Source organism: Dermabacter sp. HMSC06F07, from assembly GCF_001807345.1.
Taxonomy (GTDB): Bacteria; Actinomycetota; Actinomycetes; order Actinomycetales; family Dermabacteraceae; genus Dermabacter; species Dermabacter hominis.
The window spans coordinates 442,512-469,465 of record NZ_KV788588.1 but is presented as its reverse complement, the minus strand read 5'-3'; the positions used below and the strand labels follow the sequence as shown (position 1 = coordinate 469,465).

Here is a 26,954-nt window from a genome sequence, read left to right as displayed (position 1 = left end):
CCTGCCCGGCAATGCGGCAGAAAACTGAAAGGAATACCCTCGTGGGCACCACCATCCTCGCTGAAATCAACGGCAACCTCTCCTCGCTCAGCTACGGCATCGCCGCTTTCGGCCCGGCCCTCGGCCTCGGCCTGATCGGTGCTAAGACCGTCGAGTCGATGGCACGCCAGCCCGAGATCCGCGGTTCGCTTCAGACCACGATGCTTATCGCCATGGCGTTCGTCGAGATCATCGCGCTCCTCGCGGTTGTGACCGGCCTCCTCTTCTCCTGAGGTTAATTCCGAATGTATCTGGCAAGTGGAGAAGGAGAGGTCAGCAAGTACGCCTTGCTGATCCCCGAGGTTCCCGAAATTATTTGGAGCGCCGTCTTCATCCTCATCTTTGCCTTCGTATTCATGAAGTTCGTGCTCCCGAAGATGAACGGGGTTCTCGACGAACGAGCAGCGAAGATCGAGGGAGGAATCCGTAAGGCGGAGGAGGCCCAGTACGAGGCCGATCGTCTCAAGGCAATGCAGGAAAGCGAACTCGCTGCTGCACGCCGTGAAGCCGCGGAGATGCGCGAGAAGGCCCGAGAAGAGGGCCACTCGCATCATCGAAGAGGCACGTACGCGCGCAAGCCTCGAGACCGAACGCATGATCGGCCTCGGCAAGCAGCAGATCGAAGCTGAACAGGCGCAGGCAAGCGCCGAGCTTCGCGGTGAGGTTGGCTCGCTCGCGAGTACCCTCGCCTCGAAGATCGTTGGCGAATCGCTCACCGATGATGAGCGTTCGCGCCGCGTGATCGATCGGTTCCTCGACGAGCTCGAGTCGTCGACGGCGGCGAAGTAAGGAAGGCACAGCACATGCGCGGAGTTTCCGCCAAGTCGCTCCAGAGCGTGCTACGGCGCGCAGCGGAGTCCACCTCGGCGAACACCCCCAGCACCGAGATCGCGAGCGAGCTCTTCGAAGCCGTGCGCGTCATTGACTCGAGCAACCAGCTCGTGCGCCTCTTGAGCGACCCCGGTCGCGATGAGGACCTCAAGGCCGATGTCGTGCGGCGCCTTTTCGGCGGTCGCGTCAGCGAGGCCGCTCTCGAGGTCCTTCTTGAGGCCTCGCGGTGCACGTGGTCCGAGCAAAACCACCTCCTCGAGGGCATCGAGTTCGCGGGTGTGTCGCTCGTCCTCGATAAAGCTCGAGGGCGCGGCACGGCGCACGCCGTTGAAGAAGAACTCTTCCAGGTTGCGCGCCTCGTCGAGGACACCCCGGAGCTGTCCGAAGCATTCGACTCCAAGCGCGACGACGTTCCGGCGCGCGTAGGGATCATCGAACGTCTTCTGGGCGGCAAGGTGGATGAGGCGACCGTCGCACTCGCCGCGCAAGCGGTGAGCTTCGAGCCCGAAGCCAAAGTTCCCGCCCGTCTGCTCGAGTTCGCGAACTTCGCGAGCGCCGAACGCGACCGCCGCTCCGGCGTCGTCACGAGCGCGATCGCGTTGAGCCCCGAGCAGCAGGAGCGCCTCACGCGCATCCTCTCCGCCCGTTACGGCGGCGAGCTGAGCCTGAATTACGAGATCGACCCGAGCGTGATTGGCGGCCTCCGCATCACGATCGGCGACGACCTCTACGACGCCACGATCTTCGGCCGTGTTCGCGACGCTCGCGAACGCATTTCCGCCTAAGAATCACCAACGAGAACACGTATCACCCCTCCCGGTACCACCGGGAATGACCAAGAAGGAAGCGGAGCGCGATGGCCGAGCTCACCATTCGTCCCGAAGATATCCGGGACGCTCTCGACACTGCGGTGTCGAATTACCAGCCCCAGAACGCAGGTCGCGAAGAAATCGGCCGCGTCACCGAATCAGCAGACGGCATTGCACGCGTCTCGGGCCTGCCGAACCTCATGGCAAACGAACTCGTGCGCTTCGAGGACGGCACGCTTGGCCTCGCTCTTAACCTCGAACTTCGCGAGGTCGGCGTCGTCGTGCTCGGTGAATTCACCGGCATCGAGGAAGGGCAGGAGGTTCGCCGCACCGGGGAGGTCCTTTCGGTCCCCGTTGGCGACGGCTACCTCGGCCGCGTCGTTGACCCGATGGGCCGCCCGATCGACGGCCTTGGCGAGATCGCGACGACCGGCCGCCGCGCCCTCGAACTTCAGGCTCCCAGCGTTATGCAGCGCAAGAGCGTGAAGGAGCCTCTCCAGACCGGCATCAAGGCCATCGACTCGATGACCCCGATCGGGCGCGGCCAGCGCCAGCTCATCATTGGCGACCGCCAGACCGGTAAGACCACGATCGCCGTCGATACGATCCTCAACCAGAAGGCGAACTGGGAATCGGGCGACCCCGAACAGCAGGTGCGCTGCATCTACGTCGCCGTCGGCCAGAAGGGCTCGACGATCGCCTCGGTGCGTGCGACCCTCGAGGAAAACGGCGCGCTCGAATACACGACCATCGTTGCGGCCCCGGCTTCGGATCCGGCCGGCTTCAAGTACATCGCGCCCTACGCGGGATCGGCGATCGGCCAGCACTGGATGTATGAAGGTAAGCACGTCCTCATCGTGTTCGACGACCTGTCGAAGCAGGCCGAGGCCTACCGCGCCGTGTCGCTTCTTCTTCGCCGTCCGCCGGGCCGCGAGGCATACCCGGGCGACGTCTTCTTCCTCCACTCGCGTCTGCTCGAGCGCTGCGCAAAGCTCTCGGACGACATGGGCGGCGGCTCGATGACCGGTCTCCCGATCATCGAAACGAAGGCAAACGACGTCTCGGCGTACATTCCGACCAACGTCATTTCGATCACCGACGGTCAGTGCTTCCTTCAGTCGGATCTGTTCAACGCGAACCAGCGCCCCGCCGTGGACGTCGGCATCTCGGTGTCGCGCGTCGGCGGCTCGGCCCAGACCAAGGCCATGAAGGGCGTCTCCGGTACCCTCAAGATCTCGCTCGCGCAGTACCGCGACCTCGAGGCGTTCGCGATGTTCGCCTCGGATCTCGATGCCGCTTCGAAGCAGCAGCTTGCGCGCGGTGCTCGCCTGACTGAGCTCCTCAAGCAGGGCCAGGCCAACCCCATGCCCATGGAGGAACAGGTTGTGTCGATCTGGGCCGGCACGCGCGGCAAGCTCGACGACATCGAAGTTGACGACATCCTCGAGTTCGAAGAGCGCCTGCACGAGTTCCTGCGCCACAACGGCACGATCCTCGAAACGATCCGCGAGACCAAGAAGTTCTCCCCGGAGACCGAGGCGGAGCTCGAGACCGTGATCGAGAACGTCAAGCGCGATTACTTCGCTGCAAAGCAGAAGGATGCCGTGTACGACAACACCGGCGTGATCGAAGACGAGGCCATCGAGCAAGAGTCGATCCTGAAGTCCTCCAAGTAGTGGCGGATGTTCGAGAAATAGAACGTTAGTCACGAGGGAGAGATATGGGAGCCCAGCAAAGGGAATATAAGAAGCGGATCGGCTCCGCGAAGGGCATGAAGAAAATCTTCCAGGCCCAGGAAATGATCGCGGCTGCCCGAATCTCGAAGGCACACGCACGTGTGCAGGCCACGACCCCGTACGCGAAAGCGATTACGGACGCGATTGCCTCGGTCGTTCAGCACGCGGAGGAGACGAACCACCCGTTCCTTGAAGCGGATCGCACGTTCTCCAACCGCGTCGGTGTTCTCCTCATTACCTCGGATCGCGGCATGGCCGGTTCCTACTCGCCAAGCGCGATTCGCGAGGCCGAACACCTCACGAATAAGCTGCGCGAAGAGGGCAAGCAGCCGGTCCTGTACGTCGTTGGCCGCAAGGGCGACTCGTACTACCGCTTCCGCAACCGTCCCGCTGAAAAGTCGTGGATTGGTGTCAAAGAGGAAGACCTTCCGAAGCTCGGTCGTGAAATCTCGGCGCTCTTTCGCGAGGCACTCCTTGCGGAAGAGGTCGAGGAGCACCTCGATGAGCTGTACGTCGTGGGGCACCGGTTCACCAATCGTTTCCGCCAGGACGTGAACGTCGTGCGCCTCGTCCCGCTCCAGTTGAGCGCCGACGGTGCCGAGAGCCGGTTGACCCGCCAGTACCCGCTGTACGAGTACACGCCGAGCGCCGATGAGGTGTTCGAGCAGCTCGTGCCGCGATACGTTGAATCGCGCATCATCAATATTCTTCTGCAGTCGATCGCGTCGGAGCACGCGAGCAGGCAGAAGGCGATGAAGACCGCGACCGACAATGCGGAAACGCAGATTCAGAAGTTCACTCGCCTTGCGAACTCCGCTCGCCAGGCAGAGATCACGCAAGAAATTACGGAGATCGTGGGCGGAGCGGACGCCCTCAATGCCTCCGGCAGGAAAGAACGCTGAGCGAGAAAGCACATTTGGAGTAGAAGAATGACCATCACCGAAAACGCCCCGGCTCAGACCGAGGCTAGCGCCGCCATCGGTCGTGTCGCTCGCGTGACCGGCGCCGTTGTCGACGTCGAATTCCCCGCGGGCCAGATCCCCGATATGTACAACGCGCTCGTCACCGAGATCGAGCTGCCCACTGGCGACGAGGACGGTGGCTCCGCCACCCAGACCCTCACGCTTGAGGTTGCCCAGCACCTCGGCGACGGCATGGTGAGAGGAATCGCCCTCAAGCCGACCGACGGCCTCGTGCGCGGCCAGGCCGTGCGCGACACGGGCGCACCGATCTCCGTCCCCGTTGGCGACTTCACCCTCGGGCGCGTGTTCGACGTTGTCGGCAACGTGCTCAACGGAGAAAAGGGCGAGAAGCTCGAGATCAACGAGCGCTGGCCCATTCACCGTAAGGCCCCGAACTTCGATCAGCTCGAGTCGAAGACCCAGATGTTCGAGACCGGCATCAAGTCGATCGACCTGCTGACGCCCTACGTGCAGGGCGGCAAGATTGGTCTGTTCGGCGGCGCCGGCGTGGGCAAGACCGTTCTCATCCAGGAGATGATTTACCGCGTGGCGAACAACCACGACGGTGTCTCGGTGTTCGCGGGTGTTGGTGAACGTACCCGTGAAGGTTGGGACCTCATCGAAGAAATGACCGAATCGGGCGTGATCGAGAAGACCGCTCTTGTGTTCGGCCAGATGGACGAGCCGCCGGGCACGCGTCTTCGCGTGGCGCTTTCGGCGCTGACGATGGCGGAGTACTTCCGTGACGTCCAGAACCAGGACGTGCTCCTGTTCATCGACAACATCTTCCGCTTCACGCAGGCGGGCTCTGAGGTGTCGACGCTGCTCGGCCGTATGCCGTCGGCAGTGGGTTACCAGCCGAACCTCGCGGACGAGATGGGTGTGCTCCAGGAGCGCATTACCTCGACCCGCGGCCACTCGATTACGTCGATGCAGGCGATTTACGTTCCCGCTGACGACTACACCGACCCGGCTCCGGCCACGACCTTCGCGCACCTTGACGCAACGACCGAGCTGAGCCGTGAGATCGCCTCGCGTGGTCTGTACCCCGCGATTGATCCGCTCGCCTCGACCTCGCGCATCCTCGACCCGCGCTACATCGGGCAGGATCACTACGATGTTGCGGTTCGCGTCAAGCAGATTCTCCAGCGCAACAAGGAGCTTCAAGACATCATCGCGATGCTCGGTGTCGATGAGCTTTCCGAAGAGGACAAGGTCATCGTGGCGCGCGCACGCCGCATCCAGCAGTTCCTTTCGCAGAACACCCACATGGCGAAGCAGTTCACCGGCGTCGACGGCTCGGACGTCCCGCTGCGCGACACCATCGAAGGGTTCAAGGGCATCTGCGACGGCGAGTTCGACCACATCGCCGAGCAGGCGTTCTTCAACGTCGGTGGTATCGACGATGTGCTTCGTAACTGGGACCGCATCCAGAAGGAAACCTCGAAGTGAGCGCCATGAAGGTCAACTTCGTGTCGGCCGAGGGCAGCATCTGGGAAGGCGAAGCCGAGTACGTTTCGGTGTTCGCCATCGACGGCGCGATGGGCATCATGGCCGGCATGGAACCCCACCTTGCGCTCCTGAGCGAGGGCCCCGTGGTGATTACCGAAGTCGGCGGAGCGAAGCACGAGTTCCAGGTCACGGGCGGTTTCTGCTCCGTTGATGCGGAAGTCGTGAACGTCGTTGCCGACGAGGTTCTCACCGAGGAGGCGGCCCGCGAGGCGGCTCTTGCACGCTCTACTCCGTCATCAGAGCTCGAAGGAGAGGCCGAGACCGACTAAGGGTCTTTCCTCCTCTCCGTGAAAAGCGGCCCCGCCAGCGCACCGTGTGCGCGGCGGGGCCGCTTTCCTGTGCCGTGTTTCCACGCGGTCGAATGCCGCGGTGCGAGAACGAAAGGAACGGGGCCGCTTAGGAGGCGTCGGAACTCCACCACTCACCCGCATGCATGACCCGTTCAGGCTCGAGCCCCTCGGCGCTCACGAGCGCGAGGTCAGCGCGGGCACCTTCACAAATCTCGCCGATGTCGTGGCGGCCGAGAACATGCGCGGGGGTCGCGGTTGCGGCGAGAACTGCGCGCTCGAGCGACACGCCTGCCTCGAAATGGGCGAAGCGTACGACATCGAGCAGGTGGGCGGTGCCTCCCGCGATCGCGCCGCCTTCGGTGAGGGTCGCGACGCCGTCTTTGACCGTGACGGGAAGCGAGCCGAGAACGTAGTCACCGTCGGCCATCCCCGTCGCGGCCATCGCGTCGGTGATGAGCATGATGTGCCCGTCGGTGATGAGATCGAACGTGTACCGCACGGTGTCGGCGGAGGTGTGGACGCCGTCGGCGATGAGCTCGGCGACGACCGTGCCGGCGGCGGCCTGGTCGATCGCGGCGAATGCAGGACCGGCATCCCGGTGATGGATGGGGCGCATCGCGTTGAACAGGTGGGTGGCGGTTGGCTTCGTGGAACGGGCGACGGGGCCGACGCTTGCGAGCTCCTCGTGTGCCCTCTGGATTGCGGTGACCATCTGTTCACCCGTGCAGTCCGTGTGGCCGTAGCTCGGGAGGGCTCCTCGCGCGATCAGGGCCCGGGACACGTTGCCATCGAGGTCCGCTTCGGGGGCGATCGTCATCGTCGCGATCGTGCCGCCTCCCGCTTCAAGGAGCGCGAGAGTGCGCGCGGCGTCCCCCTCAGCGATGAACTGGGGGTCGTGAGCGCCCTTGCGGGCGTGGGAGATGAAAGGGCCCTCGAGGTGGATTCCCGCCAGTTCGCCGGCCTCGACGAGAGACCGTAGCGCGTGCACCCTCGACATGAGCGTGTCCTGCGCGGCCGTCACGAGTGAGGCAACGATGCTCGTCGTGCCGTGGGCGCGGTGCTCCGCGATCGCCGGCGCCGCTTGCGCCGGGTCCTCGGTATCGGGGAAGGAGAATCCGCCACCGCCGTGGCAGTGGATGTCCACGAGCCCCGGGAAAATGAGGCCATCGTGGCGCACGTGCTCATAGGCCTTGAGGTCCGAGGGGAGTGCGCTCTCGGGCCCCGCGTACGTGATTGTGTCGCCGTCGATAAGGATCGAGGCTTCGGAAAGGAAAGAGCCGGAGATAAAAGCGGTGCCGTCGATGCGTTGCGTCATTTAGAAGAGCCTCATTTCGGAGTTGTCGATTCCACGCAGTTCGTCGTAATCAAGGGTGAGGCATTCGAAGCCGCGGTCCTTCGCGAGGGTGCGTGCTTGCGGCTTGATTTCCTGTGCTGCAAACATGCCGGTCACGGGGGCGAGGAGCGGATCGCGATTGAGGAGTTCGACGTAGCGGGTGAGCTGCTCAACGCCGTCGATCTCACCGCGGCGCTTGATTTCGATCGCGACTGTGCCGCCTTCGGGGTTCTTCGCGAGGATGTCGACGGGCCCAATCGCGGTGGGGTACTCGCGGCGCACGAGCTTCCAACCTTCGCCGATGCTCGCCATGTTTTCGGCAAGAAGCGCTTGAAGATGCGCCTCGACCCCGGCCTTTTCGAGCCCGGGGTCGATGCCCAGGTCGTGGCTCATTTCCTCAATGATCTCGAATACCGTGATTTCGAGACTGTCGCCGGTCTTCTTATGCGTGACCTTCCACGTTTCGAGTGCATCCTCCGCCTCTGCGGCCTCGATTGTGAGCGAGCACGGAGGGGCCATCCAGTTGAGGGGCTTGTAGCTGCCGCCGTCGGAGTGCACGAGCACGCTTCCATCGGCTTTCACCATGAGGAGCCGGGGGGCCCGCGCGAGGTGCGCCGTCAGCCGCCCGACGTAATTGACAGAACATTCCGCTAGAACTAATCGCACTGGTAAAGACTACGCGATGGGTCTTTGAGCGCTCTTTACATGAAATGTTGACCTGCCCACTGCATCTCGTGGCCTTCAGCCCACCGCCGGGAAACTCCGCCAAAATGGGTGAGTACTGTTTTTGACAGCGTCGTAGACGTCGAATGAGCGAAAGGTCGTGTCCTCGTGCGAAAGTGGCTAGCGGGCGTCCTCATCCTCCTGGGTCTCGCGGGGCTTGCACTTGGATGGGCCGGCCAGACCGTGTGGGCGCCGAAGGAAAACCACACCGCGCGCGCGAGCTTTGAGAATCCCGGTGCAGCCGTGGTGATCAATCCTGGTGTGCTGTATGTGGGTGGAAAGAAAGGCACCGTGACGATTACGTCGAGCGGTGACTACTACATGATTTCCGCCCCCGAGGGCACCGTAAAGAGCTACCTCGAAAACTCGAAGTACACGGCAATTACGGGCGCATCGAACTGGGCAACTCTTGCGACGGGCACCGAAAATGCCGATAAGAAGGAGGGCACCGCCGGTATCCAGAACTCGGATCTGTGGACCGACATCAAGCCCAAGAAGACGGGCGAGTCCTTCACGATCGAAGACTGGTCGAAGGCGGAGCTCGACCCGAAGAAGCCGCAGCCGTATCGCGCAATCCTCCTCGCTAACGATGGCGATGCCTCGACCATCACGCAGGTCGAGATCACGTGGCCGAGCAACGCCACGAACGCGTGGACGCCCTATGCGTACGCTGCCGGCGCAGTGCTGCTCATCATCGGCCTCGTGCTGCTCTTGATCGCGCTCACGTCGCGCTCGCGACCCACGCACGACGACGTGCTTGAAGAAATGATGAGTGAGCGCCAGGCCCGCCAGCAGGAGGAGGCAGGGGAGTCCGACGCTGGCTCCGCCGAGGTCGACGCGACAGTCAACGACGACGCTGCGACGGCGCGAACCGACGCACAGAGCGACAACACGAGCCGTGAATCCGGCAGCGGCGAGAGCGACGAGGCGACAGAAGCCCCCGAAGGTAAGGGCTCCCGTCGTGCGCAGGCTGCCGTCGGAACCGCGAGCGTTTCCGAAACGGAACCGGCTACCGCGACAGAGCCCGTTGGCGACGCCGAGCCAGCCGAGCAAGCCGAGCCCGCACTGGGAGTGCCGCAGGAGACCGCAAACGCTCGCCCGGCTCACGACGACGTGGACACCCCCGTCACCGTCGCGCGTAAGGGGCGCCGCCGCGGTACTCCCGACGATGTGACCGACCGACTCAAAGCGCTCGAACTTGAGAACCACGAGAGGGGTGGCAGCGGCGTGAGCACTCGGCATGGGCGCAGGCGTGCCGCCGACGGTTCTGACGCCACGACAACAATGACCGACCCCATCGCGACGCGAATCGAGGAGGAACGATGACAGGACTTTCACGGCGCAGCCTCCTCGGGCTGACTGCGCTCACTGCCGCAGGTGCGCTCACCGCGTGCGGAAGCGAAAAGAAACCGCCGAAGGTCGATCCCGGGCCGAAACTTGCGAGCCCGACCCCGGAACTCACGGGGACGAAACTCGGGGAGATTCTCACCCAATACGCGAAGGCGCTCGAAAAAGCCGATGCCGGCAAAAACGCGGATCTTCTCGCCCCGCGTATTTCGGGAAGTGCCGCGGAATTTCGCCGCGCAACCTACGCGATCATCAGCAAAGTTCCCGAACATGAAAGCGCCCTCCAAAGGCCTAGCGACAAGCTCGTCGTGCCGATCGCCTCGACTTCGGAAGGCTTTCCCCGCTATGCCCTCGCGCTCGTGGACGATGCCGCAAACGCGGGCGAGGCACGCTTCTTCGTGGGACTTCAGCAGAAAGACGCTCGCTCCGACTACACCTCGTGGGGCTGGGCCCGCCAGGCTGCCGGTATCGAGATGCCGACCGTGCCGAGTGCCGAGGCCGGCACCACACAGGTCGACCTCGAGCAGCAGGGACTGGTGCTGACCCCCAAGGAAGCCCTCGCGAAGTATGCGGCTGTGCTCACGGACGGCCACGATAAAGCCGACCCGGACGATCTCATTAACGAGGACCCGTTCCAGCAGAGCGCCCACGCCGAGATCCAAGGGGAGCGCGCGCAAATGAACGAAGGCGTGGACTGGGATGAAGTCGCCTCAGTCCGCGAAGAATATGCGGTCAAAGACGGCGAGTTCCTCGGCCTCGCCACTGCCGAAGGCGGAGCCGTTGTCATGGGGACCATCACCTCGACTCGGCGCGTGAGCGTGAATTCCGGATCGATCTCCTACACGGAGGAGAACCTCTACACGAAGCTCGCGGGTACGAAGAAGTTCGAGAAGGAGCTCGTGCGTACCTACGGCACGACCGTACTCATGCACATTCCCGCGGCGGACTCCGGCGCCAAGATCCAGCCAATCGGGGCCTACAAGGTGCTCCTGTCGGTTTCCGGCAGCTGAGCGCCCCACGAAAGACTCGACAAAGGAGAAAACGATGACGAGCTCGTACGGCGTGATGGACTTCAACACGCTTAAAAAGGAAAACCAGACCGGTGGCACCTCCGATCCGCTCGAGGGCGAAGTCGCTGTCAATGAGGCGAACCTCGAGAGCCTCATCAAAGACTCCGATCAGCACCTCACGATCCTCTTTGTGACGAGCGCACGCGTCAACGGGGGAGCAGCCTTCACGGACGATCTACGTTCGGTTCTGGCTAAGCATGCTGGCACGATCCGTCTCGCGATCCTCGATGCGGATCAGCAGCCGCGCGTCGCGGCGGCGCTTCGGATCCAGTCGCTCCCCACGGCCGTGCTTCTCATGAAGGGACAGGTCCAGCCGCTGTTCGAAGGCGTGGTCACGAAAGAGCAGCTTGCCCCCGTCATGGAGGAACTCGCGGGGCTCGCCGCGAAGGAAGGCATGCACACAGAGGCCCCGCGCGAGACGACCGAGCAAGCCGCGCTGCCCGAAGCCCTTGAAAAGGCCTACACCGCGATGGAGAGCGGCGACATGGACGGCGCCGAGACGGCCTTCACCGCGTACCTCGATGAGCACCCCGGTGATTCGGAGGCGAAGAAGGGCCTCGCCGTGATTGCCCTTATGCGCCGCACGCAAAGCGTCGATCTTCAGGCCGGGCGCGAGGCCGCGGCCTCGAACCCGAAGGACATCGACGCTCAACTCCTTGCCGCTGATCTCGACCTGCTCGGGGGACACGTCGATGATGCCTTCGCGCGCCTTCTGACGTCGTTCCGCGACGCTCCCTCGGAGCGCGATCGCATCCGTGAGCGTCTGCTCGAGCTTTTCGACGTCGTAGGCGTCGAAGACGAGCGCGTGCTTCAGGCCCGCAAGAAGCTCAGCCGCCTCATGTTCTAAGGCACCAAGAGACCGGCAACGCCTGGAGAAGAGGCCTGCGCCCCTCGGGGAGCGCAGGCCTTTTCCGTATCCGTCGACGCTACTGTTTTGCCGCGCGCTCCGGAACAAAGAACACCGCACCGAGCGGCGGAACGCTCAGGCGAACCGAGTAGTCGAGGCCGCCGTACGGGACAGGCTCCGCCTGGACCCGGCCGAGGTTCCCCACGCCGCTGCCGCCATAAGCGAAAGCGTCGGAGTTGAGCACCTCGGCCCACGCGCCGCCCTCGGGAAGGCCGATCCGGAAGCCACGCCACGGTTCGGGTGAAAAGTTGATGATTGCCACGACCGGATCGCCCTTGCGGTCGAAGCGTGCGAACGCCACGAGGTAGTGGCCCGCGGCATCAGCATCGAGCCATCGGAAACCCGCACCCTCCTGATCCAGCTCGTACAGTGCCGGGTAGGTGCGTTGTACGCGGTTGAGGTCACGCACGAAATCGTTGACGCCCTGATGGAGCGGGAAGTCAAGGAGCCAGAAGGGAAGTGCCTGGTTCTCGTTCCACTCCGTTCCCTGCGCGAAGTCGCAGCCCATGAACAGTAGCTGCTTGCCCGGATGGGCCCACATGAGACTCAGGTAGGCGCGGAGGTTCGCCGCCTGCTGCCAGTCATCGCCGGGGGCCTTGCGCAGCAGCGGTGACTTCCCGTGAACGACCTCGTCGTGAGAGATCGGCAGGATGAAGTTCTCCGAGTACTGGTAGACCATCGCGAACGTCAGCTCGTGGTGGCGGTATTGCCGATAGATCGGGTCCTGGCCAAGGTATTCGAGCGTGTCGTGCATAAAGCCCATGTTCCACTTGAACCCGAAGCCGAGGCCTCCCTGGTCGGTGGGCTTCGTGACCCCTGGGAATGAGGTCGACTCCTCCGCGATCATCGTGATGCCCGGGGCTCGCTTATAAGCGGTGGCGTTGACCTCCTTGAGGAAGTCAATCGCTTCGAGATTCTCGCGCCCACCGTATTGGTTCGGGATCCACTCGCCCTCGTTTCGCGAATAGTCGAGGTAGAGCATCGATGCGACGGCATCGACGCGCAAACCGTCAACGTGGAATTCTTCGAGCCAGTAGCACGCGTTGGCGACGAGGAAGTTGCGCACTTCGGTGCGGCCGAGGTCGAAAATGTAGGTGCCCCAATCGGGGTGCTCACCCTTGCGTGGATCGGCGTGTTCGTAGAGCGCGGTGCCATCGAAGCGTCCGAGCGCCCACTCGTCCTTCGGGAAGTGAGCGGGAACCCAGTCCATGATGACCCCGATTCCTGCCTCGTGCAGAGCGTTGATGAGGTAGCGGAGGTCGTCGGGGTGACCGAGGCGTGAGGTGGGCGCGTAGTAGCCCGTGACCTGGTAACCCCACGAGCCGCCGAAGGGGTGTTCAGCGAGCGGAAGGAACTCGACGTGCGTGTAGCCCATGCCCTTGACGTACTTAACGAGGGGTTCGGCGATATCTCGGTAGGAGGCGAAGGGGCGCCACGAGGCGAGGTGAACCTCGTAGATCGACATTTGCGATTCGAGTGGATTCTTCGCGGCGCGCTCGGCGAGGAACGCATCGTCGCTCCATTCGAAATCTGATTCGACGACGACGCTTCCGGTCGCGGGCGGCACCTCGGCTAGGCGGGCCATCGGGTCAGCCTTTTCTCGCCATACCCTGTCGGCTCCGAGGATGCGGAACTTGTAGACCGCGCCCGCGCGCACTCCGGGAAGGAAGATCTCCCACACGCCTGAATCGCCGAGTGATCGCATTGCCGTGCGTCGGCCATTCCACCCGTTGAAGTCGCCGATCACCTGCACGGCGGCGGCGTTCGGTGCCCACACGGTGAAGCTTGTGCCCTGAATGCCGTCGAGGGTGCGTACGTGCGCGCCGAGCGCACGCCAAAGCTCCTCGTGCCTCCCTTCGCGGATGAGATGCAGGTCGAAGTCGCTGATCGTCGGGAGGAAGCGGTAGGGCTCGTCCACGATTTCGGTGCCGCCACCGGGCCACGTCACGCGCAAGCGGTGCAGCACAATCGGGGAATCGGGAGCCTCGAAGGCGGCGCTAAAGATGCCGTCGTACTCGTGGTGCAGTTCGATCTCGAGGCGTTCGCCGTTTTCGAGGCGTACAAGGGCCACAACCTGGTCGGCGAACGGTTTGAGCGTGCGAATCGTGTACCCGCCCTCGTATTCGTGCAGGCCGAGGATCGAATGCGGCGAATAGTACGAACCGGTCGCGACTGAACCGAGTTCGTGTTCGCTCGCGGGCAGAAGGGGAAGTGGTGCGCTCATGTCTATCTCCTTTGGTGACGGCGCTCAGTAGCGAATAACACGGAGGATATGGGCAGGCCGGAAATCGGCGTTCAACTCGACGTAGCTGTCGCGGTCCCACAGGAACTGCTCACCCGTGAGCAGGTCCTCGACCATGAAGTCGGAGTGGATGTTGAGCGCCTCGGTGTCGAGGTGGACCCACGTTGACGTGCCCCCGTGTGTCTCGGTCATCGAGACGACGATGATCGTGTCGTCGAGACCGCTTTCGGTGTCGCGCCCTTCGACGTGCTTGGAGAACACGAGTACACGGTCGTCGTCTGAGCCGTGGAAGCGGGTCGTCGTGAGGGTCTGGAGTGCGGGATGGGCCTTGCGGATCTCGTTGAGCCGCGTGAGGAGCGGCTCGAGCGAGCGACCGGAGCGAAGTGCACCCTCGTAGTCACGTGGCTTGTATTCGTACTTTTCGTTATCGATGTTCTCCTGTGCCCCCGGTCGCGGCTGGTGTTCGACAAGCTCGAAGCCCGAGTAGATTCCCCACGTGGGGGAGAGGGTGGCCGCGAGGATCGCGCGGAGGCGGAATGCATTCCAGCCACCGTCGGACATAAAAGGCGTCAAAATGTCGTGGGTCGTGGGCCAGAAACTCGGCCGCATGTAGTGGGCCGCGGCCTTGAGTTCCTCCATGTATTCGCGAAGTTCTTCGGGACTGTGGCGCCACGCGAAGTACGTGTAGGACTGGTGGTAGCCGACCTTGGCGAGCGTGTGCATCATCGCCGGCTTCGTGAAGGCTTCGGCGAGGAAGAGCACCTCGGGGTGGGTTTCGCGGAACTCGGCGAGCAGCTCCTCCCAAAAGCGCACGGGCTTCGTGTGCGGGTTGTCGACGCGAAAGAGCGTGACGCCGTGCGAAATCCAGTATTCGAGGACGTCGCGAATCGCCTCGTACAGGCCGCGATAGTCGGTATCGAAGCTCAAGGGATAGATGTCCTGATACTTCTTCGGTGGGTTCTCGGCGTACGCGATCGTGCCGTCAGCACGAACGACGAACCATTCGGGGTGCTCCTTGACCCACGGGTGATCGGGGGAGCACTGAAGCGCGATATCGAGGGCTACTTCGAGGCCGAGGCTTTTCGCGTGCGCGACGAAACGGTCGAAGTCCTCGATCGTGCCGAGGTCGGGGTGAATGGCGTCGTGGCCACCGTCGGGTGAGCCGATCGCGTAGGGCGATCCCGGATCGCCTTCGAGCGCGGTGAGCGTGTTGTTGCGCCCTTTGCGGTGCGTTGTGCCGATGGGGTGGATGGGAGTGAGGTAGGCGACGTCGAAGCCCATGCGCTTGATGCGATCAAGTTGCGGGAGTGAGCTTTCGAGTGTGCCGGATGTCCAGCCGCCCTGTTCAGGGTCGAAGTGCGCGCCTTCTGACCGCGGGAAGAACTCGTACCAGGAGCCATACAGTGCACGTTCGCGCTCGACTCTCACGGCAATTTTTGCGGAACGCGTGGGCCAGCGGCGTAGGGGGTATTCGGTCATCGCCTCGTGCATGTCGGCGGCGAGGGCTGGGGCGATGCGGGCCGACGGCTGCAGGCTCGTATTGGTGAGAGCGTCGATCGCTGCTTCGAGACGGGCCCTGTGCGTTTTGGGTCGTTTTTTCTTGGGGATCTCGGCGAGCGCAGCCTTGAGGACGATCACGCCTTCGGCGCACATGAGTTCTTCGTCGACGCCAGCGGCGATTTTGACCTCGGCGTTGTGGGCCCACGTGAGGTAGGGGGCGTCGAAGGCCTCGACCCTGTACGACCATTCGCCTTCACGATCGGGGCGGAAGCTGCCCTCCCAGTGGTCGAGTCCAGGATTCGTGCACGTCATCGGGGAGCGAACCGTGTCGCCCTCGGGATTCGTCACGAGGAGCTGCACGCCCATCTGGTCGTGGCCCTCGCGAAAGCTCGTGGCATGAACGCGCACGCGCTCGCCCACGACCGCTTTGACGGGGAAGCGACCGCCGTCGACGTTCGGTGAGACAGAGGTGATCGGGATTCGCCCGATCCCGGTGGTCATCGCTGCTTTCGCCTTCGTGGCCATGGTGCCTCCCAATCTCGGCATGGTCGTGATCTGCGCCTCAAAGTTTATCGGGGTGCGCTGGGAGATTGTCTGCACTTTCGTCTCGAGAGGCGGGCGATCGCCAACCGTCGGATTGCACGACGACGACCGTTGGTCCGTCGAGGTGGAGGCTCTCGTTCGCCCGGTCGAGACGTGCGCCTCCGAGCGAAGAGTCCAGTGCGATGCTGAGCGGACCGGCACCCCAAGCGCTCGCGGGCAAGCGCACCTCTCGAGGTCCCTGTTCGTTACTCATCACCACGATGGTGAGGCCGTCGTGGTTGGGGATCGCGATGCTCAAGTGGCGTCGTTCGGGGTTGAACCAATCGGCGTGGCTCATGGCCGAGGCATCGCCCTTGAGCCACCTGATGCCTCCCGGCTCGCGATCCTCGAGGCTAGCGTCGTCGAAGAAGGTGGAGGGGCGAAGGGAACTGAGGGCGCGCCGAGCGGCGATCGCTGCTTTTGTGAAGGCGAGGTGGCGTTCAATGCGCTCGCTCGAGTCCCACGAAAGCCACGTGAGAGGACCGTCGTGGCAATACGCGTTGTTGTTTCCCTCTTGGGTCCGCAAGCGTTCGTCACCCGCGGTGATCATAGGAACGCCAGCGCTCGTGAGGAGCGTTGCGAGGAGGTTGCGGGCGCTTCGATCGCGCACGGCCTCGAGCGCCGCATCGGGACCCTCCGTGCCGTGGTGGAAGGAGCGGTTGTTCTCGGTGCCATCGCGGCCGTCCTCGCCGTTGGCGAGGTTGTGCTTGTCGTTGTAGGTCGTGAGGTCAGTGAGCGTGAAGCCATCGTGGGCGGTCACGAAGTTGATCGACGCGAGCGGCGAGCGCATCGACCGACCCTCGGGTAGATCGTGCGGATCGGCGCGTCGAAAAATATCTGCGGAGCCCGCAAACCGAGTGGCGAGATCGCGAATATAGGGGTGCTGCGGCGCGCCGTTCTCGCTCAGCTCGCGGGTGCTCGAGAGCCAAAAGCCTCGAATGTCGTCGCGGTAGGAGTCGTTCCATTCACTCATGCCCGCCGGGAAGTTGCCCGTTTGCCACCCGAAGCTGCCCACGTCCCACGGCTCGGCGACGAGCTTGATGCCCGCGAGCGCGGGGTCGGTGCGCATGGCGGTCAGAAGAGGGTGCTGTGCATCGAAGCCGTGCTCACCACGTGCGAGGGTGGTGGCGAGATCGAAGCGGAACCCGTCGACTCCCACGGTGTTTGCCCAGAACCTCAGCGAGCGCATGACGAGGTCCACGACGTAGGGGCTTCGCGCGTCGAGGGTATTGCCCGTGCCGGTGAAGTCGGCGAGGTGGCCCGAGTCCTGCCAGTAATATTCGCGCGCGTCAAGCCCGCGGAAGGACACGCACGGACCGTCTTTAGCGCCTTCAGCCGTGTGGTTGTAGACGACATCGAGGATGACCTCGACGCCGGCGGCGTGAAGCGCGTTGATCATGTCCTGGACTTCGGCGAGGACTGCGCTCGGGCCCTCGTCACGTGCGGCCTGGGTGGCGTAGCGCGGATTGGGGGCGAAGAAACTGAGGGTGTTGTAGCCCCAGTAGTTGCTCAGCCCGAGGCGCGTGAGGTGGACTTCGTCGAGGGCCGCGTGGATCGGCAGCAGCTCGATCGCCGTGATGCCCAGCTCGCGCAGGTAGGCGATGGAGGCCTCGTGGGCGAGGCCCGCGTAGGTGCCGCGAAGCTCGGGTGGAACATCCGGGTTGAGCTTCGAGAAGCCGCGGACGTGCGCTTCGTAGATGATGGTGTCCCGAAGTGGGGTGCGGGGGCGCAGCGCGGGGTCGAAGCGGTCGGGATTGACGCGCGTGACGACGGAGTGGATCGCTGAGTCGGCGTTATCATGCGGATCGCGCTCGAGGGGCTGCGTGGGTCGAAGTGCCGAATCGACGGTGTGGGCGAACATCGATTCGAGGAGCGCCGAGGCATGATCGATGCCGTGCCCGTACGGATCGACGAGTACCTTGTTGGGATTGAATACGAGGCCGAGTTCGGGCGCCCAAGGACCGTAGGCGCGTAGTCCGTAGTGGGTCCCTTCGGTGAGGCCATCGACGGCTCCCCAGTGCACGCCCGCGTCGACGTGGGGGAGCGGGGTGCGGCGCTCGCGGCCTGCGTCGAATATGCACAGCTCAATCCGTTCGGCGCGCGGGGCAGGGATCGAATACGTTCCGACGCCTGCCTCGTTCACGGTGAGACCGGGCGTCGTTGGTGGAGGGGGGACAGTCACGCACACATTGTTTCAGAGATCTGGCGTTTGCCGTGTTTTTGACGTGGCGTCGAGTCCGGTTCGGTATTGTCATGCCGTAGTGCGCGCGCTCGCGCACGTGTGACCGATCGGGAAGCGGCAAAAGAGGTACGTGCATGAGTATGAATGGTCAGGCGCCTTCGCCTCGTCCGGTGGGGCAGGGGCCCTCCCGTACGCGGACGTTCCAACCGGAAAGCCCCGTGCTCGGCCCCGCTGAGCGGGAACGGGCGGCGCATATTGTCGCGAGTATCGCCGAGGTGTTCGGCACGCGGGTCGTCGGCCAGGAGCGTCTGCGGCTCGCGCTTCTCACAAGCCTCGCCGCCGGTGGTCACGTGCTGCTCGAGTCTGTGCCCGGTCTCGCGAAGACAACTGCCGCGCAGGCGCTCGCGAGCGCGATCGGCGGCTCGTTCCGCCGAATCCAGTGCACGCCCGACCTCATGCCGAACGACATTATCGGTACGCAGATCTTCAACTATGGCACCGGTGAGTTCACGACCCAGCTTGGCCCGGTGCACGCGAACATCGTCCTTCTCGACGAGATCAATCGCTCGAGCGCAAAGACCCAGTCGGCGATGCTCGAAGCGATGCAGGAGCGTCAGACGTCAATCGGCGGTGAGGTCTATCCACTCCCGCACCCGTTCATGGTGCTCGCGACCCAGAACCCCATCGAGGAAGAGGGCACCTACGTGCTGCCCGAAGCCCAGATGGACCGCTTCCTCATGAAGGAAATTCTCACGTATCCCAAGCCCGCGGAAGAGCATGAGATTCTCGATCGCTCGACCTCGGGCACGCTCGCTGCGCCAAAGAGCACGAGGCCGAGCGTGAGCCTCGAGGACATCGAGTTCCTTCAGCGTGCGGTCGACCGCGTGTATGTGGATGCCGCGGTCAAGCGCTACATCATCGACCTCGTGTTCTCGACCCGCGGCTCGGGCCCGCGCCCGATTCAAAACATCACCCAATCGGTGCGCGTCGGTGCTTCGCCGCGTGGTTCGCTCGCACTCATGCGCGTCGCGCAGGCCCACGCGCTCGTCGAAGGACGCGACTACGCTACCCCCGACGACGTGAGGGCCCTGCGCTACTCGGTGTTGCGCCACCGACTCGTGATGACCTTCGACGCACTCGCGAGCGGAATTACGCCTGAGACGATCATCGACGCGGTGTTCTCCGCGGTTCCGCTTCCGTAGGAGCCGCTTTGGCGTCGCTTCTAACAAAGGTCAAGGCCAAGATAGAAATCACGACCACCAAGAAGGTGCGTGGTCTCATCTCGGGCCGCGGGCGCTCCCTGTTTAAAGGCAGCGGCGAAGACTTCGACGACCTCAAGTACTACCAGCCCGGCGACAAAATCTCCGATATCGACTGGAAGGCGACCGCGCGAAGCGGCGAGCCGCTCATCCGCCAATTCAACGAGGAGCGCGTACGCTACCTGTGCGTCATCGGCGATACGTCGGGTGCGATGGCAGCGAGCGCCGCCGACGGAACCTCCAAGCGCGACGCCCTCGTGACCGCCGCGGGCCTGCTGTGCTACCTCGCCCACTCCAACGGCGATCTCGTGGGACTCGTTGCGGGGACCCCGGGCGATCAGCTCCAGCTTCCTGCGCGCAGCTCGCGGGGCCACCTCGAACTCCTCCTCAGAACTCTCCAGAAGAACACCGTCCTCGGCGGGGCCCCCGCGAATGTTGAATGGGCACTCACGCGGGCCCTCAGGCTCACGCGTCGCTCAAGTCTCATGCTCCTCATCACCGACGAGGCGAACCCCGGACCAGAATGTGAAGGGGCTCTTCGACGTCTCATGACGCGCCACGACGTGCTGGTCGTGCGCATCCGCGACGCCGACCCGCTCGGGCGCCTGGACCTCGATGCCGCACTCATCGACCCCGGCTACCCGCGCGAAATCCTTCGCCACACGCGCACGGTCGCGGCCGTGCAAAAGGAAGCAGACGCGTTCCGCGAGAAGCGCGAAGCTGACATCACGGCGATGCTCGACTCCCTCGGGATCGTCCACACCCTTACCGACGGCGACTCTCAGATCGTTGACGACATGATCGCGATGTTTCGCAGACAGGGGGCACGTAATGGACGGCCTTGAGATCATCGACCCGCCGCAGTATTCGATTGCGTGGCTCATCCTCGCGGTGCTGTGCGCGCTCGTCATCATCGCGCTCATCACGACCCTTGTGAAGCTCACCCGCTGGCTCGTCGAGCGACGCGCCTACGCGAAGCGCCCCGGCGCAACCGACGCCCTCAAAGCCGAATTCCTCCGCTCGATCAACGCTCTCGGGGAAGCCGTCGACGCAGGCGAGAAGAGCGCGCGCGAGGGACATCGCGATCTCGAAGCCATCCTGCGCGTCTTTGTCCTTCGCAGCGAGGGGCTCGATATTCGCCAAGAACCCGTCGAACGGATTCAGGCCGACCCGCGCACGCAGACCGTCGGAAATCTCCTCGCCCGCACCCACGAAGCAGGCTATGCCCGCGACAGTCGCACGCGCCTTTCCGAAAGTCTGCACGCGGCTAGAGGGATGGTGCGCGCATGGTCATGAGTTTCTGGTGGGTGAGCTGCCTCCTCCTGATCGCGGGCCTCATCGCGTGGGCCTTCGCCTATCTCAACCGCCGTGCCGTGCGTAATCGCGCGCTGTTCGTCGCGAACACGAGCTACCTCGACCACCTACCGAGCGTGCGGCGCGCACAAAAAACCTCGCGCATTCTGCGCCTCGTGAGCGTCGCGCTCGCGGGCACACTCGTGCTGTCCGGGGCGCTTCTTTCCGGGCGCCTCGCAAGCGAACGCGTTGAAACCCCGTCATTCAAGAACCGCGACATCGTGCTGTGCCTCGATATTTCCGGCTCGATGCTCCCCTTCGACCGTGAAATTCTCGAAAGCTACCTCGAGCTTGTTGATGGCTTCAAGGGAGAGCGCGTCGGGCTGTCGATCTTTAACTCGAACTCGCGCACGGTCTTCCCGCTCACGAATGACTACGGTCTGATCCGACGCGAGCTCAAGCGGGGGATCGAAGCTCTCAACTACAATCCCGTCGCCCATAGGCTCGGCACGGCCCAGTACAGCGACGAGGACATCCAGAAGTTTTGGGACTTTGTAGGCGGCACCTACTCGGAGACCTACCCGCCCTCGCTTATTGGTAACGGTGTCGCCTCGTGCGGCCAGTTGTTCGACCACGCGGAAGAGGAGCGCTCGCGCTTCGTGGTCCTCGCAACGGATAACGAACCGGGCGGCACCGGCATTTACGAACTCCCCGGAGCCGTCGACACCCTGATCGAGCGCGACATCACGATGTGGACCTTTTATCCGGGGGCGTCGGCCTGCCAGGGACACTGCGCGGATGAACTCAAAAGCGAGACAGAACGATCGGGCGGTGGCTTCTGGGCCTCGTCTGATCCGGGGGCGATTCCAGCGATTATCGCCCAGATTCAAAAGGCACAGGCGCGGGACATGGGCGCGATTGCGCGAGTCATCCGCACTGACCATCCCGCCATGTTCTTCGGGCTCTGCCTCGCAATGCTGATCGGAGTGGTCGTCGTAGGGTGGAGGCAGCGATGAATCTTGGACTGCATCCCCTCATGCCGTGGTGGGCTATCGCCCTCATTTTCGTTCCGCTCGCGGTCACGTGCGCCGTGCTCCTCGGGGTGCGCAAGGGGGCGCGTCTCGACTGGTTGCGGCGCCTGCTTATGGTGCTCGTTCTCGCCGTCGTGGCTCTGCGGCCCGTGACGGGCGATGAAACGCTGAGCACCCAGCGCCTCAATGCGAACGTGATCTTCGTTGTGGACCTCACGGGTTCGATGAACGCCGAAGATTACGACGGCTCGAAGCCGCGCCTCGAGGGGGCCAAAGCCGACATGGCTCGGATCATGGAGGGCATGAAAGGCGCGCGTTTTTCGATTCTCACGTTTGATTCGAGTGCCTCTGCGCAGCTTCCGCTCACGACCGATGCAGGCGCGGTCAAGTCGTGGATCGACACGGCACGCACCGAAACAACCGCTTACTCGCGCGGATCGAACGTTGACCGCCCGCGAGGCGCCCTCCAGAAGCTCGTGGATCAAACCAAAAAGGAAGACCCTGATTCGCGCGTCATCGTGTATTTCTTGAGCGATGGCGAAAACACCGACCAGAAGGAATCAGAGCCCTTCGGGGCGCTCGGCGGAAAGCTCGACAGCGGCGCCGTGCTCGGCTATGGCACCGCCGCGGGCGGTCCCATGAAAACCGTGGGTGGTGAGCATGATGGCGAATACATTAAGGACCCTGCGGGCGGTCGGGGACTTTCAAAAATCGATGAAAAGAACCTCCAGTTCATCGCGCAGCAAATGGGCGTTGCCTACGTCCACCGCACCGGTGGCGAGGACGGAGCAGCCCTCGAGAAAACGTGGAAGGACCTCAAACTCGAGTTCATCGACTCGACCGAGGAACAGCCCACGCCTAGCTTTGAGGATTGGTACTGGATCGCCTCGATTCTCCTCACGCTCCTGGCGGTGTGGGAGCTTGTCACTCTCACTCTGCGCCTGCCCAAGCCCCTGTCTCGCGCCGACGTCGCGCGCGTCGGAAGGAGATAGCCATGTCGAAAGGCTCGCACGACCAGAGACTCACGGTGCGAGAGCGCCTCGGCCTTCGCCGCTCAGCGCGCAAAGGGCGCGGCTACGGAATTGATCGCGGGCGCTTTCTTACCCTGCGGGTGATCGGCACGTTTCTGATCGCGATCCCCGTTCTCCTCCTTTTCGCGGGTATCGTGCGCTTCGTGTCGATGCCGCTCACCCAGGCGTGGGCTCTGGGAGCGTATTCGAACGAGCAGTACGAAGATACGCGCGACCGTCTCGGTCCCGTCGAAAAGCTCAACCTTTTCGAGCCCTACCTTCCGCATCTCACGAAAGGCACCGCGTTCCTGCGCGAAAATAGATTCGCCGAGGCGCGCGGAGAGCTTGAAAAGGCGTTGAGCGAGTGGACGACGGGTAGGGACCTCAACAAGCCACCGCATGCCGAGTGCAAGATCCGCAACAACCTCGCGGTCGCGATGGCTGGAGAAGCGAGGGCTATCGAAGACCCGAATGAGCGCGCGGACCTTCTGTATAGGGCCGAAGAGATCCTCGAGCCGTGCCAAAACGGGGGAAGCTCCTCGGATTCCAACGAGGATAAGGAATCGACCGGGAAAACGGGCAAACAGATCGAGGAAGAGCGGAAGGAAGCCGACCGCGAAGCCGGGAACGAGGAGCGCGAGGGGCCCAGCGACAAAGGGAAAAACGACGAGGAAAACCCCGAAAACGACCCCAAGAAGAATGATCCGGAGGGTAAGGGGAGCGAGGGCCACACCCCTACGCCTGATCCCGAGGAGCAAAAGAAACAGGAGGAGCTCAAGAAGCAGAACGGCGGCGATGATCCCTCGAACGGCGAGGGAGACGATGACGGCAAGGGCGACGACGAGGGAGTAACGAAACCATGGTAAGAACTCGCGTGTATTTGGATCACGCTGCGACAACGGCAATCCGTCCAAGCGCGCTCGATGCGTACGCGCAGGCCGCCCGCACCCTCGGTAACCCGTCGAGCCAGCACGCCTCGGGGCGCCGCGTGCGCGGAATTTTCGACGACGCCGTCGCGGAGATCGCGGATGTCCTTGGCGTTCCGCGCAGCTGGATCATCATGACCTCCGGTGGCACGGAGGCCGACAACCTCGCCCTTCGCGGGATCGGAGGGCGCGTCGTTGGGCTTGCGACGGATCACCCCGCGGTTGTGGATACGGTGCGTGCGCTCGGCGGGGATCTCGCGCCGGTGGATTCCGACGGCCGTCTCGATCTCGCCGCGACCGAGCGGCTCCTCGCGCCTTCCGAGGGACGAGACTCTGCCACTCTCGTGAGCGCGGCCCTCGTGAACAACGAGACCGGAGTCATCCAGGACCTCGAGGCGCTTTCCGAGCTTGCCTCCCGCTATGGCACCGTCGTCCACACCGACGCGGTGCAGGCCATGGCACACATGGCGCCACCGGATTTTGCGAAGGTGCCGCTGTGCTCGATTACCGGCCACAAGATCGGCGCACCCGTGGGCGCGGGCCTGCTCGTCGCCGACCCGTCGATCAAGCTTTCGGCTTTCGGCACAGGTGGCGGGCAGCAGCGCGGTATTCGTTCAGGCACACTCGATGCACCCCACGCTGCCGCGCTCGCGGTGGCGCTTCGCGAGAGCGCCGAGGAGCGCCAGTCACGAGGCGAGGAGAGGGAGGCGCTTGCCGGGTATTTGCGTGAGAGCATCCGCCAGATCGATCCCCGCGCCCATTTCACGGCCGACAATGCCCCGCGTTCTGCGCACGTGGTGCACGTGTGCTTCGAGGGAGCCGACCAGGACGCGATCTTGTTCCTCCTCGACCAGGAAGGCATCGACTGCTCGGCGGGATCGGCCTGCCACGCTGGCGTCACGCAGACCTCCCACGTGCTCAGCGCAATGGGGTACTCGGAGACCCGGATGCGCGGCGCTATCCGGTTCTCACTCGGGTGGACGAGCACGAGAGCGGATGTCGAGGCGCTCGTACGCGTCCTCCCGGGGGTTCTCGAGCAGGCGCGAGCGGTCGCGTCGAACCGCTGATTCTTTCGTGAGATGCCCCGCGCACATCGTGTGTGCGGGGCTTTCGCTTTGTACAGTGGAGGCGTTTGCAACGCATGCGAGTGAAAGGCGCGAGGTGAAGGTTCTTGCCGCGATGAGTGGCGGTGTCGATTCGGCTGTGGCTGCGGCGCTCGCCGTTGAGCAGGGCCACGATGTCGTGGGTGTGCATATGGCGCTGTCGAAAAACCGCGAACAGACCCGCAACGGTTCGCGCGGGTGCTGCACGGTCGAAGACGCTTCGGATGCCCGCCGCGCGGCGGATCATATTGGGATTCCGTATTACGTGTGGGACCTCTCTAACGACTTCCACGACCTCGTGGTGGAGGATTTCCTTTCGGAGTACTCGCGCGGCCGCACCCCGAATCCCTGCGTGCGCTGTAACGAGCGGATCAAGTTTGCGGCGCTCATGGACCGCGCTCGTCTGCTTGGATTCGATGCGGTGTGCACGGGCCACTATGCCTCGATTCGGAACGAAGGCCCGAAAGGTGCGCGCTCGCTCCACAGGAGCGCGAACATGCTCAAGGACCAAAGCTACGTGCTTGCGGTGATGGGGCCCGAAGGGCTTGCGCGCTCGGTGTTCCCGCTCGGAGATTTCGCCGATAAGGCAGAGGTGCGTGCCGAGGCGGATCGGCGTGGGCTCGGAGTCGGCCACAAGCCTGATAGCTACGACATTTGCTTTATTCCCGACGGGGACACGCGCGGTTTCCTCGAGCGTGAGCTCGGTGAGCAGCCCGGGGAGATCGTTGATACGGACGGCCGGGTGCTCGGCGAGCACTCGGGCACGTACGGCTTTACCGTGGGGCAGCGTAAAGGGCTCAACCTGGGCCGACCAGCCGCCGATGGCAAGCCGCGCTATGTACTCGACGTCAAGCCCGAGGCGCGCCAGGTCGTCGTGGGGGCCGCCGAACTGCTCTCGACGCGCACGCTCATCGCTAGCGATGTGGTGCCGTTCGAGGATCTTGACAAGGGCCGCGAAGTCGAGGCGCAGATTCGCGCACACGGCGAGGCAATTGCGGGCGTCATCACGGGCGTCGAGGCCGACCGGGAGGGCGAGGCAGAAATCGCCTCTGTCAGTGTCGAGCTTGCTCGACCGATCCGCGGGGTCGCGCCCGGTCAAACCCTCGTGCTGTACGCGGGCGACCGCGTGCTCGCCTCGGCAACTCTCGACGCGCGCGCATGACAGCACACGGGGGAGCGCCCGATCCGCTCGTGACGATTTTTTCCGACGGCACCCTCGCTCTCACTGAGTCCGCCGCGGACGTTGATGGTGGCCGGCTCCTGGCTCGATTGACGCGGATGCGCTCCCTTCTCGGTTCGAGTCCTGAGACCGGTATAGAGGCGGAGCCGTCGCTCGCGCTCGGAGGCGAGGACTCCTTCGATCACGTTCTGCCGGCGAGCCTCGCGATGCTGCCGGTGTCGGGAGACCTCGCCCCGTACGGTTGGCGGATCGGCCCGGGCGAAGGCACACGATGGCGCGCCAACCGCGATGCGGCCTTTGCGCGCCTCGACGCGGCTCGCCTCGCGTTTTTCGAGTATGAGGGACCGTTGAGCCTCGTGCGCCTCGGGCCCGTTTCGTGCGCCTCTTCGGTGTATATGGCCTCCGGCGAGCTCGCGCTCGCCGATGCGGGGCTCGTGCGGGAGCTTCCCACCCTCATTGCCGAGGGCATCGGCTCCGAGGTTTCCGTGCTTCGCGAACGCGTACCCGGCGCACGGCCGCGCGTCATGCTCGATGAGCGAGGAGCACTTCGGGCCGTTGAGGGGCGTGTGCGTACCGCCTCCGGCTATCGTTTCCACCGTGCCATAGGCCGTACGGGGCTCACCGATCTCTTTTCCGCCTGCATAACCGGGGTCGCCGAGCGGGGGATTGGAACGGAGGAACTCACGCTCGCCGTTGACGCGCGAGTGGGGATCGTGCGTGCGGCCCTCGACGCGGGGGTGCGTAGCATCGCCCTCGATCCACTCTCGAGAGACCTCGCGGCCGTTGGTGGCGCGTGGGAGGCGCTTGCCGACGCCCGAGAAAGAGGCGTCGAGATTCGCTTCCTGGCGACGGCGGGCGCGGTCGAGAGATCGATGAGGCACGTCCTTGCCGCGTGGAACGAGCTTGGCTACGCCGCTCGCGAGGCTCGCGGCTTCGCATTCGCGGTGACGCGGCGACGGGCGGCCGACCCCGCGCGTGAAAATGGCGCGTCGGCCTTCGTGCGCCCGTGCGACATGGACGAAATCATGCACGCCGCGCCGAGCCTCGCCGAACGCGTGAGCGACTAGCGCGATTAAGCGAGAGACGC

At 63.9% G+C, this 26,954-nt stretch carries 23 protein-coding genes and 1 pseudogene; 19 read left to right on the top strand and 5 right to left on the bottom strand.

The genetic code is table 11. The annotated features are described in order from the left end of the window. Positions 1-11 precede the first annotated feature (11 nt). The 7 genes and pseudogenes from atpE to HMPREF3157_RS09195 all read left to right on the top strand — a co-directional run bounded on the left by atpE (position 12) and on the right by HMPREF3157_RS09195 (position 6,158). Complete coding sequence (gene atpE, locus HMPREF3157_RS09225) at positions 12-272, top strand: ATP synthase F0 subunit C (RefSeq protein WP_276546606.1); 261 nt, start codon at positions 12-14, stop codon at positions 270-272. A 12-nt stretch (positions 273-284) separates the two neighbouring features. Then, positions 285-828: pseudogene (locus tag HMPREF3157_RS09220) on the top strand (F0F1 ATP synthase subunit B). 14 nt (positions 829-842) lie between these two features. After that, on the top strand, positions 843-1,655 hold the full coding sequence (locus tag HMPREF3157_RS09215; protein WP_070436183.1) for a F0F1 ATP synthase subunit delta: 813 nt from the start codon (positions 843-845) through the stop codon (positions 1,653-1,655). 71 nt (positions 1,656-1,726) lie between these two features. Next, positions 1,727-3,355, top strand: coding sequence for a F0F1 ATP synthase subunit alpha (gene atpA, locus HMPREF3157_RS09210; RefSeq protein ID WP_070436182.1), 1,629 nt, complete (start codon positions 1,727-1,729; stop codon positions 3,353-3,355). 44 nt (positions 3,356-3,399) lie between these two features. Further along, positions 3,400-4,317, top strand: a complete 918-nt coding sequence (locus tag HMPREF3157_RS09205; protein WP_061211703.1) for a F0F1 ATP synthase subunit gamma — start codon at positions 3,400-3,402, stop codon at positions 4,315-4,317. 27 nt (positions 4,318-4,344) lie between these two features. Then, positions 4,345-5,829, top strand: a complete 1,485-nt coding sequence (atpD, locus tag HMPREF3157_RS09200; RefSeq protein ID WP_061211704.1) for a F0F1 ATP synthase subunit beta — start codon at positions 4,345-4,347, stop codon at positions 5,827-5,829. A gap of 5 nt (positions 5,830-5,834) precedes the next feature. Next, positions 5,835-6,158 carry a F0F1 ATP synthase subunit epsilon gene (locus HMPREF3157_RS09195; RefSeq protein ID WP_070436287.1) on the top strand — a complete coding sequence of 108 codons (324 nt, stop codon included), beginning with the start codon at positions 5,835-5,837 and terminating at the stop codon, positions 6,156-6,158. A gap of 127 nt (positions 6,159-6,285) precedes the next feature. Here the strand turns inward: HMPREF3157_RS09195 and HMPREF3157_RS09190 are convergent, their stop codons facing one another. Next, positions 6,286-7,494, bottom strand: coding sequence for an N-acetylglucosamine-6-phosphate deacetylase (locus HMPREF3157_RS09190; RefSeq protein ID WP_070436181.1), 1,209 nt, complete (start codon positions 7,492-7,494; stop codon positions 6,286-6,288). Continuing rightward, on the bottom strand, positions 7,495-8,178 hold the full coding sequence (gene nucS / locus HMPREF3157_RS09185; RefSeq protein ID WP_040386579.1) for an endonuclease NucS: 684 nt from the start codon (positions 8,176-8,178) through the stop codon (positions 7,495-7,497). Positions 8,179-8,343: 165 nt separating this feature from the next. Between nucS and HMPREF3157_RS09180 the strand changes: the two genes are divergently transcribed. Genes HMPREF3157_RS09180 through HMPREF3157_RS09170 form a run of 3 tightly spaced genes read left to right on the top strand, consistent with a single transcriptional unit; the run spans position 8,344 to position 11,499 of the window. After that, positions 8,344-9,561 carry a hypothetical protein gene (locus HMPREF3157_RS09180; RefSeq protein WP_016664806.1) on the top strand — a complete coding sequence of 406 codons (1,218 nt, stop codon included), beginning with the start codon at positions 8,344-8,346 and terminating at the stop codon, positions 9,559-9,561. Further along, on the top strand, positions 9,558-10,592 hold the full coding sequence (locus HMPREF3157_RS09175) for a DUF8094 domain-containing protein (RefSeq protein ID WP_016664805.1): 1,035 nt from the start codon (positions 9,558-9,560) through the stop codon (positions 10,590-10,592). The genes HMPREF3157_RS09180 and HMPREF3157_RS09175 overlap by 4 nt, the downstream gene beginning before the upstream one ends. Positions 10,593-10,626: 34 nt before the next feature. Continuing rightward, positions 10,627-11,499 (top strand): co-chaperone YbbN, encoded by an 873-nt coding sequence (locus HMPREF3157_RS09170; protein ID WP_016664804.1) that lies wholly within the window; start codon positions 10,627-10,629, stop codon positions 11,497-11,499. A 79-nt stretch (positions 11,500-11,578) separates the two neighbouring features. On the opposite strand, the gene glgB is transcribed toward HMPREF3157_RS09170, so the two are convergent. The 3 genes from glgB to glgX are packed head-to-tail and all read right to left on the bottom strand — an operon-like array spanning position 11,579 to position 18,065. After that, positions 11,579-13,783, bottom strand: a complete 2,205-nt coding sequence (gene glgB, locus HMPREF3157_RS09165; RefSeq protein WP_016664803.1) for a 1,4-alpha-glucan branching protein GlgB — start codon at positions 13,781-13,783, stop codon at positions 11,579-11,581. A 24-nt stretch (positions 13,784-13,807) separates the two neighbouring features. Continuing rightward, complete coding sequence (locus HMPREF3157_RS09160; protein ID WP_070436180.1) at positions 13,808-15,826, bottom strand: alpha-1,4-glucan--maltose-1-phosphate maltosyltransferase; 2,019 nt, start codon at positions 15,824-15,826, stop codon at positions 13,808-13,810. A gap of 37 nt (positions 15,827-15,863) precedes the next feature. Further along, on the bottom strand, positions 15,864-18,065 hold the full coding sequence (glgX, locus tag HMPREF3157_RS09155) for a glycogen debranching protein GlgX (RefSeq protein WP_083288142.1): 2,202 nt from the start codon (positions 18,063-18,065) through the stop codon (positions 15,864-15,866). A 134-nt stretch (positions 18,066-18,199) separates the two neighbouring features. Between glgX and HMPREF3157_RS09150 the strand changes: the two genes are divergently transcribed. The 9 genes from HMPREF3157_RS09150 to HMPREF3157_RS09110 all read left to right on the top strand — a co-directional run bounded on the left by HMPREF3157_RS09150 (position 18,200) and on the right by HMPREF3157_RS09110 (position 26,934). Further along, positions 18,200-19,267: an AAA family ATPase gene (locus HMPREF3157_RS09150; protein ID WP_070436178.1), complete on the top strand. Its 1,068-nt coding sequence runs from the start codon at positions 18,200-18,202 to the stop codon at positions 19,265-19,267. Positions 19,268-19,275: 8 nt separating this feature from the next. Then, on the top strand, positions 19,276-20,169 hold the full coding sequence (locus HMPREF3157_RS09145) for a DUF58 domain-containing protein (protein WP_016664799.1): 894 nt from the start codon (positions 19,276-19,278) through the stop codon (positions 20,167-20,169). Further along, entirely contained in the window at positions 20,156-20,620 is a 465-nt protein-coding gene (locus HMPREF3157_RS09140; protein ID WP_070436177.1) for a hypothetical protein, read from the top strand. The genes HMPREF3157_RS09145 and HMPREF3157_RS09140 overlap by 14 nt, the downstream gene beginning before the upstream one ends. Beyond that, a complete protein-coding gene (locus HMPREF3157_RS09135) occupies positions 20,617-21,633 on the top strand; it encodes a vWA domain-containing protein (protein ID WP_246816566.1) in 1,017 nt (338 codons plus the stop codon). The genes HMPREF3157_RS09140 and HMPREF3157_RS09135 overlap by 4 nt, the downstream gene beginning before the upstream one ends. Next, the gene (locus HMPREF3157_RS09130) at positions 21,630-22,640 is read left to right on the top strand and encodes a vWA domain-containing protein (RefSeq protein WP_070436176.1); all 1,011 of its coding nucleotides are present in this window, start codon (positions 21,630-21,632) and stop codon (positions 22,638-22,640) included. The genes HMPREF3157_RS09135 and HMPREF3157_RS09130 overlap by 4 nt, the downstream gene beginning before the upstream one ends. Positions 22,641-22,642: 2 nt before the next feature. After that, positions 22,643-23,524, top strand: a complete 882-nt coding sequence (locus tag HMPREF3157_RS09125; protein WP_070436175.1) for a hypothetical protein — start codon at positions 22,643-22,645, stop codon at positions 23,522-23,524. Further along, complete coding sequence (locus HMPREF3157_RS09120) at positions 23,518-24,651, top strand: cysteine desulfurase family protein (RefSeq protein ID WP_070436174.1); 1,134 nt, start codon at positions 23,518-23,520, stop codon at positions 24,649-24,651. The genes HMPREF3157_RS09125 and HMPREF3157_RS09120 overlap by 7 nt, the downstream gene beginning before the upstream one ends. Positions 24,652-24,745: 94 nt before the next feature. Further along, a complete protein-coding gene (gene mnmA / locus HMPREF3157_RS09115) occupies positions 24,746-25,849 on the top strand; it encodes a tRNA 2-thiouridine(34) synthase MnmA (RefSeq protein WP_070436173.1) in 1,104 nt (367 codons plus the stop codon). Next, on the top strand, positions 25,846-26,934 hold the full coding sequence (locus HMPREF3157_RS09110) for a hypothetical protein (protein ID WP_070436172.1): 1,089 nt from the start codon (positions 25,846-25,848) through the stop codon (positions 26,932-26,934). Before mnmA ends, HMPREF3157_RS09110 begins: the two co-directional genes overlap by 4 nt. Positions 26,935-26,954: the final 20 nt, after the last annotated feature.

Coding starts and splice junctions, on each gene's coding strand:
- atpE (WP_276546606.1), top strand. CDS start 12: ATGCGGCAGAAAACTGAAAGGAATACCCTCGTGGGCACCACCATCCTC.
- HMPREF3157_RS09215 (WP_070436183.1), top strand. CDS start 843: ATGCGCGGAGTTTCCGCCAAGTCGCTCCAGAGCGTGCTACGGCGCGCA.
- atpA (WP_070436182.1), top strand. CDS start 1,727: ATGGCCGAGCTCACCATTCGTCCCGAAGATATCCGGGACGCTCTCGAC.
- HMPREF3157_RS09205 (WP_061211703.1), top strand. CDS start 3,400: ATGGGAGCCCAGCAAAGGGAATATAAGAAGCGGATCGGCTCCGCGAAG.
- atpD (WP_061211704.1), top strand. CDS start 4,345: ATGACCATCACCGAAAACGCCCCGGCTCAGACCGAGGCTAGCGCCGCC.
- HMPREF3157_RS09195 (WP_070436287.1), top strand. CDS start 5,835: ATGAAGGTCAACTTCGTGTCGGCCGAGGGCAGCATCTGGGAAGGCGAA.
- HMPREF3157_RS09190 (WP_070436181.1), bottom strand. CDS start 7,494: ATGACGCAACGCATCGACGGCACCGCTTTTATCTCCGGCTCTTTCCTT.
- HMPREF3157_RS09175 (WP_016664805.1), top strand. CDS start 9,558: ATGACAGGACTTTCACGGCGCAGCCTCCTCGGGCTGACTGCGCTCACT.
- HMPREF3157_RS09170 (WP_016664804.1), top strand. CDS start 10,627: ATGACGAGCTCGTACGGCGTGATGGACTTCAACACGCTTAAAAAGGAA.
- glgB (WP_016664803.1), bottom strand. CDS start 13,783: ATGAGCGCACCACTTCCCCTTCTGCCCGCGAGCGAACACGAACTCGGT.
- HMPREF3157_RS09160 (WP_070436180.1), bottom strand. CDS start 15,826: ATGGCCACGAAGGCGAAAGCAGCGATGACCACCGGGATCGGGCGAATC.
- HMPREF3157_RS09150 (WP_070436178.1), top strand. CDS start 18,200: ATGAGTATGAATGGTCAGGCGCCTTCGCCTCGTCCGGTGGGGCAGGGG.
- HMPREF3157_RS09140 (WP_070436177.1), top strand. CDS start 20,156: ATGGACGGCCTTGAGATCATCGACCCGCCGCAGTATTCGATTGCGTGG.
- HMPREF3157_RS09135 (WP_246816566.1), top strand. CDS start 20,617: ATGAGTTTCTGGTGGGTGAGCTGCCTCCTCCTGATCGCGGGCCTCATC.
- HMPREF3157_RS09130 (WP_070436176.1), top strand. CDS start 21,630: ATGAATCTTGGACTGCATCCCCTCATGCCGTGGTGGGCTATCGCCCTC.
- HMPREF3157_RS09125 (WP_070436175.1), top strand. CDS start 22,643: ATGTCGAAAGGCTCGCACGACCAGAGACTCACGGTGCGAGAGCGCCTC.
- HMPREF3157_RS09120 (WP_070436174.1), top strand. CDS start 23,518: ATGGTAAGAACTCGCGTGTATTTGGATCACGCTGCGACAACGGCAATC.
- HMPREF3157_RS09110 (WP_070436172.1), top strand. CDS start 25,846: ATGACAGCACACGGGGGAGCGCCCGATCCGCTCGTGACGATTTTTTCC.